The 14,304-nt window shown below is 45.8% G+C and carries 11 protein-coding genes; 10 read left to right on the forward strand and 1 reads right to left on the reverse strand.

Annotated features, from left to right (window positions below; genetic code table 11):
- Window positions 1-90: 90 nt before the first annotated feature.
- On the reverse strand, window positions 91-2,124 hold the full coding sequence (locus tag V6252_RS00060) for a UvrD-helicase domain-containing protein (RefSeq protein ID WP_114700718.1): 2,034 nt from the start codon (window positions 2,122-2,124) through the stop codon (window positions 91-93).
- Window positions 2,125-2,952: 828 nt separating this feature from the next.
- Here V6252_RS00060 and ndhC point away from each other — a divergent pair.
- The 10 genes from ndhC to nuoK all read left to right on the forward strand — a co-directional run bounded on the left by ndhC (window position 2,953) and on the right by nuoK (window position 14,300).
- Entirely contained in the window at window positions 2,953-3,576 is a 624-nt protein-coding gene (gene ndhC / locus V6252_RS00065; RefSeq protein WP_102091044.1) for an NADH-quinone oxidoreductase subunit A, read from the forward strand.
- A gap of 174 nt (window positions 3,577-3,750) precedes the next feature.
- Window positions 3,751-4,419: a NuoB/complex I 20 kDa subunit family protein gene (locus tag V6252_RS00070; protein WP_101206265.1), complete on the forward strand. Its 669-nt coding sequence runs from the start codon at window positions 3,751-3,753 to the stop codon at window positions 4,417-4,419.
- Window positions 4,420-4,571: 152 nt separating this feature from the next.
- Window positions 4,572-6,347, forward strand: a complete 1,776-nt coding sequence (nuoC, locus tag V6252_RS00075; RefSeq protein WP_057758925.1) for an NADH-quinone oxidoreductase subunit C/D — start codon at window positions 4,572-4,574, stop codon at window positions 6,345-6,347.
- Between the two features lie 147 nt (window positions 6,348-6,494).
- A complete protein-coding gene (gene nuoE, locus V6252_RS00080) occupies window positions 6,495-7,004 on the forward strand; it encodes an NADH-quinone oxidoreductase subunit NuoE (protein ID WP_057758927.1) in 510 nt (169 codons plus the stop codon).
- Window positions 7,001-8,425 (forward strand): NADH-quinone oxidoreductase subunit NuoF, encoded by a 1,425-nt coding sequence (gene nuoF, locus V6252_RS00085; protein WP_341608812.1) that lies wholly within the window; start codon window positions 7,001-7,003, stop codon window positions 8,423-8,425. Before nuoE ends, nuoF begins: the two co-directional genes overlap by 4 nt.
- 10 nt (window positions 8,426-8,435) lie before the next feature.
- Window positions 8,436-11,504, forward strand: a complete 3,069-nt coding sequence (nuoG, locus tag V6252_RS00090) for an NADH-quinone oxidoreductase subunit NuoG (protein WP_341608813.1) — start codon at window positions 8,436-8,438, stop codon at window positions 11,502-11,504.
- Window position 11,505: 1 nt separating this feature from the next.
- Window positions 11,506-12,549 carry an NADH-quinone oxidoreductase subunit NuoH gene (nuoH, locus tag V6252_RS00095; RefSeq protein WP_341608814.1) on the forward strand — a complete coding sequence of 348 codons (1,044 nt, stop codon included), beginning with the start codon at window positions 11,506-11,508 and terminating at the stop codon, window positions 12,547-12,549.
- 55 nt (window positions 12,550-12,604) lie between these two features.
- On the forward strand, window positions 12,605-13,153 hold the full coding sequence (gene nuoI, locus V6252_RS00100) for an NADH-quinone oxidoreductase subunit NuoI (protein ID WP_010198902.1): 549 nt from the start codon (window positions 12,605-12,607) through the stop codon (window positions 13,151-13,153).
- A complete protein-coding gene (gene nuoJ / locus V6252_RS00105) occupies window positions 13,150-13,893 on the forward strand; it encodes an NADH-quinone oxidoreductase subunit J (protein ID WP_341608815.1) in 744 nt (247 codons plus the stop codon). Before nuoI ends, nuoJ begins: the two co-directional genes overlap by 4 nt.
- 98 nt (window positions 13,894-13,991) lie before the next feature.
- Window positions 13,992-14,300, forward strand: a complete 309-nt coding sequence (gene nuoK, locus V6252_RS00110; RefSeq protein WP_025653102.1) for an NADH-quinone oxidoreductase subunit NuoK — start codon at window positions 13,992-13,994, stop codon at window positions 14,298-14,300.
- Window positions 14,301-14,304 lie beyond the last annotated feature (4 nt).

Here is a 14,304-nt window from a genome sequence, read left to right on the forward strand (position 1 = left end):
ACAATCGCCTTTTGCGCAGTCTAAAGCATGTTCTCGTAAGCATTTTACTTAGGTGTTTATTACTCAGGTGCTTAAATGTCTTGATTAAGATTAACGCTTACCCAGTAACGCTCGAATATTGGCCAGATATTCGTCAGCGACGGCCTCTGGGTCTTTGGTCGCTTTTTTCTTTTTCGCTTTGGCAGGCCAATCAATATGATCCTCAGGCAACTCATCCAAAAATCTTGATTCTGAGGTAACGCGCATCTGTCCACCGGCACGGCGCTGGGTCGCGAGCGTCAATGTTAGTTCACGACGTGCACGAGTAATGCCCACGTACATCAGACGGCGCTCTTCTTCGACCGTCTCACTCATAATGGAGTTGCGATGCGGTAGCATCTCTTCCTCGAGCCCCATGATATAAACAAAATCGAACTCCAAACCTTTTGCGGCATGTAAGGTCATCAAGTTAACTTTGTTAGTGTTCTCTTCTTCTTGCTGTTGCTCGAGCATATCAAGCAAAACCAGCTTACGAATGATGGTATCAATCGTTCGGTCTTCGTCTTCTTCAGCACGATTAATCAAGGACTGAATACTGGTATAGAGCATATCGATATTATCGATACGGTTTTTTTCTTGTTGCGGCGTTTTGGCATCGCTACGGACAAAATCAATATAACCCGTCTCATCAATCATCTGGCGTACGATCGGCACAGGGTCTGGGTGTTGATCCAGCTCACGCGTATAGTGCTCGATGAATTCACCAAACTCTTTTATCGTACCATAAGCCTTTGACGGCAATACATGAGTCAGGCCAGCATGGGTACAAGAAGCCAATAGCGATATGCTGTGCTCTTGCGCAAATAAGCCGAGTTTTTCTAGCGTGGCGGGTCCCATACCGCGCTTGGGTGTATTGATAATACGCAAAAACGCGCTGTCATCTTCGGGATTCAGAATCAGACGCAGATACCCCATGATGTCTTTGATTTCACTACGCGCAAAGAATGACTGACCGCCTGATAACTTATAAGGCACTTGCAGCTGGCGCAACTGTGCCTCTAGCATACGTGCTTGAAAGTTACTGCGGTACAGTACGGCATACTGTTCCCACTCATTGCCAAAACGCAGCTTATGCGTGACGATTTCTTTGGCCACGCGCTCGGATTCATCGTCGTCATTACGACAATTAATAATGCGGATTTTTTCGCCTTGACCTTTATCTGACCACAGTTTTTTCTCAAATAAATGCTCGTTATTAAGAATAACGGCGTTGGCAGAAGTCAAGATACGTGTGGTTGAGCGGTAATTTTGCTCAAGCATAACGATTTTCAGTTTTGGAAAATCTTCTTTTAGTAGCGCCATGTTTTCGGGCTTTGCCCCGCGCCATGCATAGATAGATTGATCATCATCACCTACCACGGTGAAGCGACCTTGCGGTCCGACCAAATACTTAATCATCTCATACTGGGCGGTATTGGTATCCTGATACTCATCGACCAATAGATAACGAATACGGTTCTGCCACTTGTCACGCAGTTCTCTATTTTCACGCAATATTTTGGTTGGCAAGACAATCAAGTCATCAAAATCGACGGCATTATAGGCCCGCAAGTTACGCTCATAAAGCGCATATAACGTCGCGAAAATCATATCCTCTGGATCGTCTAACGTTTCCATCGCCTTATCAGGCTCGACCAAGTCATTTTTCCAATCCGAAATCATTTTGATGGCTTTACCGACCAACTCGCGACTTTCAGCGCCGCTTAAGTTGTCACGCATCATCAGCTCCATCAAGAGGCGCTTACTGTCATCGCTGTCCATGATGGAAAAGTTGCCTTTTAGCGGGGTATGAATCAGCTCATAGCGCAAAAACTGTAGACCAAATTGGTGAAAGGTCGACACCGTTAGCCCGCGCATTTTTTCGCTTGGTAGCAGTTTGCTTACCCGCGCTTTCATCTCACGTGCCGCTTTATTGGTAAAGGTCACGGCGGTGATGCGCTCAGCTGGCATGTCACATTCTTGGATTAGGTAAGCAATCTTACGCGTAATCACAGAGGTTTTGCCGGAGCCAGCACCTGCAAGTACAAGTAATGGACCAGATACGTAGAGCATGGCTTCTTGTTGTTTGGGATTGAGTTGACTCATAACGTGACCTGTAAGACAAAAGCAAAAAAGAGGGTAGCGCTGATATGAAAAAGATAGATAAACGCAGCGTGCATCATCAAAATTCGTATCGTTGCGATATTTTAATAATCTTTATTGTAAGAATAATAGAATTTAAGGTTTGATGATGGCATATCATAAAAATCTGGTGGGTCATTATAAAGCAAAAATGCTCACTTTGGGGGAGGACTTGGGTGATGAAAGTGGGGTATTCGGACACTTGATTTTTGACAAATAGCGTGGCAGTGTTTGCTCATAGCCAAAAGTACGGATTTGGGGTTAATATAAGGTAAGGTCTATATCATAATTCATAGTAAAAAAAACACATTTTTTTTACACAGAAAGTGACCGTTCAATACAGTTAAAAACTAGCTTTTAGGCACTGATATGCGTATAGTACGTAAATAATTTATGCCAGTTGTCACGTCATTGTTGACCACGTGTAATGAGCTATTAAATCAATTAAGTAAGCAGTCAGATATGATATTGATTTAATACGTTGATCTTACGTTGTTAGAAGATGCGTTGGGCGACCAGCCTTTATCCGCGCGCATACCGGAATTTCTACAGTTGGTCACGTCTGACATCGTCGTCAATAAGCTTGATAATTGGTTGTTACCAGCAAAATACCTAACATGTGACTCAATGACAGTTACTTAAACACAGTGACAGTTGCTGAAGTGCAGTGACAATTACTTAAATGAAGTCACTTTGTGTTTTCGTCTGCGTTATACCTGTCGCAACATGGCCTGAGTGGGTCAGTGCTTGCGCTGTGTCTAACACTCGATTGGGTGAGGAGCACGTATTATCATGTCTGCTTTTAATTGGTCAGCCATTGCCTTTATCTTAGCCGCCATTGGGCTAGTTGTCTTTATGCTGGTCGTACCGCGCTTACTTGGCGGTCGCTCTCAAGGCTCACAAAAGGAAGAAGTATTTGAAGCGGGTGTTGTCGGATCTGGCAACGCCCGTATTCGTTTGTCTGCCAAATTTTATTTGGTCGCAATCTTCTTTGTGATTTTTGATCTAGAGGCGTTATATCTTTACGCTTATGCTGTCTCGGTACGAGAGGCGGGTTGGCTTGGCTTTGCCGCCGCTGGCACGTTTATCACTATTCTGATTATCGGTTTGATTTATGAGCTGAGCTTGGGTGCGATGAACTGGGCACCTGCTGACAAGCTACGCAAAAAAGCACGCTTATATGCGGCGCCTGCAGGCTTTAATTTGGCAGACATTACCAAGTTTGATGGTGCTCATGAGCTAATGGTCGATCCGACAGGTAAAGTGCCCGCGCAGTCATCCGGTCAAATCAATGTCTCAAACAATATTGAGACCAATCGTCGTCATCTACAAAACATCGATCATATTAATACCACGGGTAACGTTACTTCTGTGGATTTTGCAACGTCTGCTCAGCAGGACAAAACTGAACGTTAATAGCAGTTGATGCTCAGCTTATAGCGTTTGCAAAAACGAGCAGCAAAGCATGAAGGCGTCAGTTCTGTATGTATTAATGATCGCTGATGATTAGCCACTTATTAATAATAAAATTATGGTGACAGCGCGAGCAAGATGATTGCCACGCCAAGCCTAATATGAAGGTTGTATGTTATGAAATACACATTAACAAAAGCCAACCCCGATGCAGATACCTATCCTGCACAGACCAGTCAAACGGTCAATGATCCTATCGAAGATGAAGTGAATAAAAACGTCTTTATGGGTCGTCTCGAAGACCTCGTTCATTCAACAGCAAACTGGGGGCGTAAGAACTCACTGTGGCCATTTAACTTTGGTACTTCTTGCTGTTATGTTGAATACGCTACTACCTTAACCGCCGTTCATGATTTGTCACGTTTTGGGGCAGAGGTTATTCGTGCCTCGCCTCGTCAGGCAGATGTCATGATCGTCGCTGGTACTTGTTTTGTCAAAATGGCCCCTGTCATCCAGCGCCTATACGAGCAAATGCTTGAGCCAAAATGGGTTATCTCTATGGGTGCCTGTGCCAACTCGGGCGGCATGTACGATATTTATTCTGTCGTACAAGGTGTCGATAAGATTATCCCTGTTGATGTCTATGTACCAGGTTGTCCGCCGCGTCCAGAAGCGCTTATTCAGGGTTTGATGTTGTTACAAGAATCTATTACTAAAGAGCGTCGTCCGCTGGGTATCCATGTCAATGAGCAGGGTATCTATCAGCCGCAAATGACGCCTGAGCGTGACCGCAAGCAGGCAGATCGTATCGCTGTCAAAAACTTGCGTAGCCCAGACAGTATTTAAGTTTCAAACAGCATTTAGACTTATAGCAACAGTTTCAATATTTTATGCGCTTATCATAGTTCGGTTATGATTAACATAGCTTAGTTATGGTTGACATAGTTCGGTTATGACTAACATAGTTCAGTTATGATTAATGAAGGAATACATCATTCATGGTCACGGTAGTTGAAAACATAGATCCTAAGATCAAGCCCGTCCCAGCAGTCATCACAGAGCTGGAGCAAAAGTATGCTGGTAAATTTGTCGTGCAGCAGACTGTGGATGAGATTCCAACGGTTTGGGTGGCTCGTGCTGATTTATTAGATATTCTTTTATTCTTGCGCAAACTGCCTAAACCTTATGTCATGCTATTTGACTTATCAGCGATAGATGAGCGTTTACGCCAGCATCGCGCGGGTTTACCTGACAGTGACTTTACGGTGTTTTATCACCTAATGTCGCTTGAGCGCAACAGTGATGTACGTATCAAGGTCGCGCTGAGCGAAGACGATGTCAATGTACCGAGCGCCACCAATATTTGGCCAAACGCCAACTGGTATGAGCGTGAAGTGTGGGACATGTTCGGTATTGTCTTTACAGGTCATCCGCATTTGACCCGTATTTTATTACCGAAATACTGGGAAGGTCATCCACTGCGTAAAGAGTATCATGCGCGTGCGACGGAATTTACCCCGTATTTCTTGAATACTGCTAAGCAACAATACGAGCAAGAGAACCTGCGTTTTGTCCCAGAAGAATGGGGTATGAAGCGTTCAGGTCGTGATGAAGACTTTATGTTCTTGAACATCGGTCCTAACCATCCCTCTGCTCACGGTGCGTTCCGTTTGGTGCTACAGCTCGATGGCGAAGAAGTCGTCGACTGTATCCCTGATATCGGCTATCACCATCGCGGTGCAGAAAAGATGGCTGAGCGTCAAACTTGGCATTCATTTATTCCCTATACCGACCGTATTGATTATCTGGGCGGCGTAATGAATGAGCTGCCGTACATCATGTCGGTCGAAAAGTTGGCTGGAATTACCATTCCACCGCGCGCTGAAACTATCCGCGTGATGATGAGCGAGTTTTTCCGTATCACCAATAATTTACTATTCGTCGGTACGTTCATTCAGGATGCGGGCGGTATGACCCCGGTATTCTATATGTTTACCGATCGCCAAAAAGCCTATGACGTTATCGAAGCCGTGACTGGCTATCGTATGCATCCCGCTTGGTTCCGTATCGGCGGTACTGCTGCTGATTTGCCACGTGGCTGGCAGCGTTTGGTACGTGAGTTCTTAGATTGGATGCCAAAACGTCTGGACGAGTATGTCAAAGCAGCATTGCAAAACAGCGTGCTCAAAGGCCGTACTCAAGGGGTTGCTCAGTACAATGCTAAGCAAGCACTTGCTTGGGGCGTGACGGGCGCTGGTCTGCGCGCGACAGGCGTTGACTTTGATTTGCGTAAAGCACGTCCATACATGGGCTATGAGAATTACGATTTTGAAGTGCCAGTTGGTTACAACGGTGATGCTTATGATCGCTGTATGGTCAAAGTTGAAGAGATGCGTCAGTCATTGCGTATTATTCGTCAATGTATGGACAATATGCCACAAGGTCCTTACAAAGCGGATCATCCGCTGGCCGTACCTCCGCCAAAAGACCGTACATTGAATGATATCGAAACGCTGATTAACCACTTTATTTCAGTATCTTGGGGTCCTGTGATGCCAGCGGGCGAATGTACGACGATCGTCGAGGCGACTAAAGGTCTGAACAGTTATTACATCACCTCAGACAAGGCCACGATGAGCTATCGTACCCGTATCCGTACACCGACATTTGCGCATTTGCAGCAGATGCCATCGGTCATCAATGGCTCGCTGGTTTCTGATGCCATTATGTACCTAGCATCGATTGATATTGTGATGGCGGATTGTGATCGTTAGAGCCGCTGCTTCAAAAGTATTTGTTCATCAATATATTATTGCCTGATGGCACACCAAAATGCTGTCACTCGTCAATATAACCACAGTTTCAATCAGACTGATATTGGCTTGTGATAGAGCAGGATGAGTGAGGAAAGACAGAAGATTATGAAAATTGTTTCCGACAAAATGCCAAAAGTAGATGTGGAAAGCATTCTCACCAGTGATGAAATCGCTGCCATTCATGAGTTTATGCATCATTACCCACAGGCGCGTGCCGCCTCGCTAGATGCGCTAAAAATCGTGCAAAAGCGTAACGGCTGGGTCGATGATGCGCAAGCAAATGCCATTGCCAATATCCTAGACATTCCGATGTCAGATATGGATGGGGTTGCGACTTTCTTTAACCGTATTTATCGCCAACCTGTCGGTCGCCATGTGATTCTCATATGTGACTCCGTGGCTTGTTATTTGACAGGTTATGAAGCGCTGTCAGCTGAGATTAGATCGCAGCTGGGTATAGAGTACGGTCAAACCACTGCTGATGGACGTTTTACCCTATTGCCAATTTGCTGCTTGGGCAACTGTGATAAGGGACCAGCGGTACTGATTGATGAAGACACTTACGGCCCTGTCCAGCCATCTGAGGTCGCGCAATTATTGGAGCTATACGCATGAGTTTAACGATTTCAGAGCAAATTGCTCGTCGCGGTCAAGGCCAAGCGCCAAGCCAGCTAAATGCACAGCGTGTTCCAATCTATGGTGATAAAGCGACAGCCACTAGCGAAACCAAGCCTTTGACTTGGCGTTTAGCGCATCATGATGCGGTGCTTGATTTAGCCACTTATGAGTCTCTAAAAGGCTTTACGGGTCTAAAGGAAGCCCTATCCAAATCGCCTAAAGACGTCGGCAATATGATTAAAGCCGCCAATGTTCGAGGTCGCGGTGGTGCAGGTTTTAATGCTGGTCTTAAATGGTCGTTTATGTCGCCGCCGGACGGTTTGCCGCGTTATCTGATCTGTAATGCGGATGAAATGGAGCCGGGCACGTTTAAAGACCGTCTGCTCATGGAGCGTCTACCGTTTCAGCTGATCGAAGGTATGCTAATTACCGCTCATGCGATTGGCGCTACTGACGGTTATATCTTTATCCGTGGTGAGTATATCTTGGCCGCTGAGCGTTTGGTCGCTGCCATCGAAGAGTGCTTAGCTAACAATCTCATGGGCAAAAACATTTTAGGCTCAGATTTTAGTTTTAATCTGCATGTGCATACTGGCGCTGGACGTTATATCTGCGGTGAAGAAACAGCGCTAATTAATTGTCTAGAAGGCCGCCGTGCTAACCCACGTACTAAGCCGCCATTTCCACAAATCTCTGGTGCATGGGGTCGTCCAACCGTTGTTAATAACGTTGAAACTCTGTGTAATATGCCAGCGATTTTGAATCACGGCGTTGAATGGTATCAGTCGTTATCTGAAATTAAAGGCAAAAGTAAAACGCCGGGCACCAAACTATTTGGCTGCTCAGGTTTAGTTAATGATCCAGGCCTTTGGGAATTACCGTTTGGTTATACAGCTCGCGAAATCATTGAAGATTTAGCGGGTGGTATGAAAGATGGTAAAACACTGAAAGCATGGTTACCGGGCGGCGCCTCGACTGACTTTTTGACCGCAGAACATTTGGATGTGGTGGTAGATTTTGACACCATTCAAAACGCTGGTAGCCGTATGGGTACTGGTCTGATTATGGTCGTCGATGAATCACAAGACATGGTGCCATTACTACGTAACCTTGAGATTTTCTTTCAGCGTGAGTCGTGCGGTTGGTGTACACCATGCCGTGATGGTCTACCGTGGGGCGTGAAACTGCTTACCGCCATCAATGATGGTGAAGGGCAAGTGGGCGATGTAGAAAAACTAGAAGGCCTAACGCGTGACTTATGGATTGGTAAAACATTCTGTGCGCATGCTCCAGGTGCGATGGAACCACTAATGAGTGCGATTAAATATTTCCGTCCAGAGTTTGATCAAAAAATCGCGCAGGCGGTTGGTGTCGATGTTATTGATGCTGCAGCCAACCAACAGCCAGTAGTGAAATAAGGAGAGCGGCATGGCAGTCATACATATTGATGGAACCACTGTCGAAGTAGATAGCGCAGATAACTTGCTACAAGCCTGCTTATCACTTGGCATTGATGTGCCGTATTTTTGTTATCATCCAGCCCTTGGCTCAGTAGGCTCGTGCCGTCAGTGCGCGGTCAAGCAATTCCAAAATAAAGAAGATATGGAAGCGGGTCGCGGTCGCCTTGTGATGTCTTGTATGGTCGCTCCTGGCGATGATATGTACATCTCGGTCACTGACGATGAAGCCAAAGCATTCCGCAAGTCGATGGTTGAGCTACTCATGACCAACCATCCACATGACTGTCCAACTTGTGAAGAAGGTGGACATTGTCATTTGCAAGACATGACCTATATGTCAGGTCACAGCCGTCGTCGTTATCGCTTTACCAAACGTACGCACAACAACCAAGAGCTTGGTCCATTCATCGCGCATGAGATGAACCGTTGTATCGCTTGCTATCGCTGTGTACGTTTTTATAAAGACTACGCGGGCGGCGAAGATTTAGGCGTTTATGGCTCAAACAACCGCGTGTATTTTGGCCGTGATAAAGATGGTCAGTTTGAAAGCGAGTTTTCAGGCAACTTAACCGAAGTTTGCCCAACAGGTGTGTTTACTGATAAAACACATTCTGAGCGCTATAACCGTAAATGGGATATGCAGTATGCGCCAAGCATCTGTCATGGTTGCTCGGCTGGTTGTAATATTTCACCGGGCGAGCGTTATGGTGAATTGCGCCGTATCGAAAACCGCTATAATGGCGAAGTAAATCGCTATTTCTTATGTGACCGTGGCCGCTTTGGTTATGGCTATGTCAATCGTGATGATCGTCCAACCCAAGCGCTTGAACGTATCAATGATAAGCATGTCAAAATCAATATTGATTACGCACTTGATGAAACCATCAAACGTATCAAAGACAAAAAAGTTATCGGGATTGGCTCACCACGTGCCAGTTTAGAGACTAACTTTGCGCTAAAAAATCTGGTCGGCTTTGATAACTTCTCAACAGGTCTGAATCATCAGCAGCAAGCACTGGTCAATAAATGCATCGAAGTGCTTAGCACTAAAGGCATTTATAACCCTAGCATGACCGATATCGAAACACATGATGCGGTGCTCGTATTAGGTGAAGACATCACACAAACTTCATCACGTGTCGCGTTGTCAGTACGTCAAGCGGCAAAAAATGAAGGCTTGAAAATGGCGGCGGCGCTACAAACGCAACCTTGGCTTGCTGAACCAGTTAAGCGTATCGCTCAAGATGCGCTAAGCCCAGTCTATGTCATCGATGTAACGCAAACTAAGCTAGAAGATATCAGTAAAGTGAGCGTAGTGGCGACCCCTGAAGACATCACTAAACTTGGCTTCAAGGTTGCTGATGAAATCGCTAATTTCGCTGATGATTTAGCAGAAATAAGAGACCCGCAAGCAGCTGATGCAAGTACTGAAACTGACGGTATGCAAGCACTGGCACAGCAAATCGCTTATGACTTGATTCAAGCCGATAAGCCTTTAGTTGTCTCGGGTAGCAGCTTGTCTTCTACCGCATTAATAGAAGCAGCAGCACAGATTACCCAAATGTTGACCCAAAAACGTGCATCTATTAAAGCGACTGAGCAGCAGCAGGTTGAGGCACATAATGCCAAAGTACAGGCAGCGCAAGCAAAAGCGGCTAATGATCAGCCTGAAGAAGACCAAGATTTATCTGCCAAGCCGAACAAACCTGAAACAGGCGTGAATACAGAAACGCAAGATGATGTAGAACGTGAGCCTGCTGAAAACCTTGAGTTAAAAGAAGTAAATAACAAGTATCAGGCACAAGCAGGTATTTATCTAACGGTTCCTGATGCCAATAGCATGGGCGTTTGTATGCTTGGCGGTCAGTCAGTTGAAGAACTGCTAGCGACTGATTACGATGTGGTTGTGGTTGCAGAAAACCAGCTAACAGATGCGATTGATGCCAATAAATTGACGCAGCTATTGACTGATAAAACGGTCATTGCGTTAGATCATCAGCTCCTTGATTGGCACAAAGACGTCGATATTGTATTGCCAGCGGCTAGTTTTGCAGAAGCGGATGGTACATTGATATCAGCTGAAGGTCGTGCGCAGCGTTTCTTCCAAGTTTACGATAACGAATACTACCATCCGATGAGCAGTATTAAAGAAGGCTGGCGCTGGATACATGCTGTGCATAGCAGCATCGAAGGTCGTGATGTCGACTGGACGCAGTTGGATGATGTGATCAATGCGTTGATTGCCACCCATCCTAAACTTGCGGGTATCAAAGGCGCTGCGCCTGATGCTGACTACCGTATAACAGGTCTTAAGATTGCGCGTCAACCGCGTCGTTATTCAGGTCGTACTGCTATGCGTGCGCCAATCTCAGTGCACGAGCCAATGCAGCCAAAAGATTTGGACACTGGTCTGACTTTCTCAATGGAAGGTTATAGCGGCAAAGAAACGCCAAGCTCGATGATTCCTTTTGCCAATGCGGCAGGTTGGAATTCACCGCAAGCATGGAACAAATATCAAGACAAAGTCGGCGGTCATCTGAAAAATGGTGATCCAGGTGTGCGTTTGTTCGATCAGCTAGAGCGCCTAGCTACTCGTCAATATGTGGCGCCAGAAGCGATGTCTTCGAATACAACTGACTTGCAGCACGGCCAAGCGAAACTGGTACCGATTCATAATATTTATGCCAGCTCAATGATGGCATCACGTAGCCCAATCGTCGCAGAGCAACTACCCGTTGCAACATGGCGTATCAGTATAGATGATGCCAACAACTGGAATATCGCTGCTGGTGATTACCTAGCGATTGAGATTGATAAGCAACAAATCACCTTGCCAGTACAGCTGGTCGGTTATTTGGCAGAAGGTTGTATCGGTTACCCCGTTGGGCAGGTGAGTATCATTCACCCATCAATGCCAGCGTCGGTACGTAAAGTGGATGCACCAGTGACGATGATGGGTAGCATGGCTAACGATATGATTAATGATAACGATACTGCGCAAATAAACGCAGCGCCGACCACCACACAGGAGGTGTAATATGCAATTTACCCGTATTATCCCTGATGTGCCAAGCTTTTTGGCCAATAGCATTAGCTTTGATACCTGGTCTATTCTGTTTTTGGTGGGTCAATCACTAGTCATCTTTTTGGTCGTGGTATTGGTTGCCGCGATGATGATTATTTATGAGCGCCGTATGTTGGCCTTATGGCAAGATCGTTATGGTCCAAACCGTGTTGGGCCTTTTGGTTCATTGCAGTTGGTCGCCGATATGCTCAAAATCTTCTTTAAAGAAGATTGGACACCAAACTTTACCGATAAGTTTATGTTCACGTTGGCACCTGCGGTCGCGATGTTTACTGCCTTGGCCTCATTTGCCATCATTCCTATCTCGCCAACGCTTGGCGTGGTTGATTGGGATATCGGTATTCTATTCTTCTTTGCTATGGCAGGTATTGCTGTCTATGCAGTGATGTTCGGTGGTTGGGCTTCTGCCAACAAGTTCTCGTTATTGGGTGGCTTACGTTCAGCGGCACAAACCATCAGTTACGAAGTGTTTTTAGGCTTATCTTTGATGGGTGTGGTCGCACTGACAGGCTCATTTAACTTACGTGCTATTGTCGAAGCACAAGCAGACGGCTGGTATATCATTCCGCAGTTTTTTGGATTCTTGACCTTTGTCGTGGCTGGTGTGGCCGTTACGCATAGACATCCATTTGACCAACCAGAAGCAGAGCAAGAACTGGCTGAAGGTTATCATGTCGAATATTCTGGCATGAAGTTTGGTATGTTCTTCATTGGTGAGTATGTCAACGTTGTCTTGATTTCTGCCTTGATGACTTGCTTGTTCTTTGGCGGTTGGCTTGCGCCGTTCAATTTAGATATTCCATTTATTCCACCAGCTTTTTGGTTCATGATTAAAACGCTGTTCTTTATGACCATGTTTGTTTTGGCTCGAGGCTCACTCATGCGTCCGCGTTATGATCAGGTGATGAACTTTGGCTGGAAAGTATGTCTGCCCGTAACCTTAATCAATCTGTTGATTACTGCTGCGGTCATTTTGATCTTTTCCCCAACGTTATAGTCATTACTAGCCATCACTGATGAACTAGGGTAAAGCTGATAAGGATAATAATCCCATGTTTACTACCATAAAAAAGACCGTCATTGGTATATTTACCATTGTCCGCAGCATGTGGATGGTCAATAGTCATGCGCTCAGACCGCGTGACACCATCCTTTATCCTGAAGAGCCGGTACCTGTACCGCCGCGTTTTCGTGGACGTATTGTCCTAACGCGTGATCCTGATGGAGACGAGCGCTGTGTCGCTTGTAACTTGTGTGCGGTGGCCTGTCCGGTAGGGTGTATCTCATTACAAAAAGCCGAGCGTGAAGACGGTCGCTGGTATCCAGAGTTTTTCCGTATCAATTTCTCACGCTGTATTTTTTGCGGATTGTGTGAAGAGGCGTGTCCAACGACAGCCATTCAAATGACCCCAGATTTTGAGCTGGGTGAATATAAGCGCCAAGATTTGGTCTACGAAAAAGAGCATTTGCTCATTTCAGGACCAGGTAAATACCCTGATTATAACTATTATCGTGTGACAGGTATGGCGGTAGCAGATAAACCAAAAGGCGCAGCACAAAATGAGTCTGCACCGATTGATCTAAGGAGCTTGCTACCATGATGAATATTTTAAACCATCCTGAATTGGCTGGGTTTTACTCACTTGCAGCAGTGGCGATATTTGCCAGTCTGCGCGTAGTGACTCAGGCCAATCCAGTGCACGCTATCTTATCGATGATTGTGTCGTTGTTGGCAATTGCTGGGATATTTTTTGTATTAGGTGCGCCGTTTGCAGGAGCATTAGAGATTGTTGTCTATGCTGGTGCCATTATGGTGCTATTCGTCTTTGTCATTATGATGCTTAATTTGGGCATGAGTAATGACGAGCGCGAAGAGCGTTGGCTCGATGCTGGTACTTGGGCGATACCGACAGGATTGACGATAATCATTGCCGTTGTGCTCTATGCGATGATTGGTCTCAATCATGATGAAGCTGTCATGATGGGTGGCACGACTATCTCTGCCAAAGCAGTCGGTACGGTGTTATTTACCAAATACATTATGCTGGTTGAAGTAGCAGCATTGCTATTATTGGCAGCCTTGGTCGCCGCTTATCATTTAGGTAAAGAGACAGTCGACGATGAGGTCATCGGTAATGATAGCCAAAGTTTCAAGCCAAGCGTAGGCAGTATCAAACAATACGACAATGATAGTACGCTTACACAGCATGACGGCGTAGAAATGGCTAAGCCTTACGAATATAAAGATGTTGACCCGCATGACTATGTAGGTATGAAGGTAGGCATGAAAGCAGGTAGTCAAGTAGGTGCGAACAAAGTTACGCGCAAGGAGTCAGACTAATGGTACTAGCAGCAAGCGTGGCACAAGATGTGTCAAACGTGCCGTTTGCCCACGAGGTGGCAGGCTTAGTACAGCCAGTTGCTGAGGCGCAAAATGTACTGGGTATGATACCCATGAGCCATGGACTGATTTTGGCAGGTATTTTATTTGCCATCGGTTTGTGCGGCGTCATGGTACGACGTAACTTCCTGTTTATGCTAATGAGTCTTGAGATCATGATGAATGCGGCAGCACTAGCATTTGTAGTAGCAGGTAGTCGCTGGGTCGATCCAGACGGACAGATTATGTTTATCTTTATTTTGACCTTGGCTGCGGCTGAAGCGTCAATTGGTCTGGCAATATTATTGCGTTTTTATCATCAGCGTGGGCATCTCGATGTCGATAGCGCCAATGAGATGAAAGGATGATGTC

This window comes from Psychrobacter proteolyticus (genome assembly GCF_038155145.1).
Classification (GTDB): Bacteria; Pseudomonadota; Gammaproteobacteria; order Pseudomonadales; family Moraxellaceae; genus Psychrobacter; species Psychrobacter proteolyticus_B.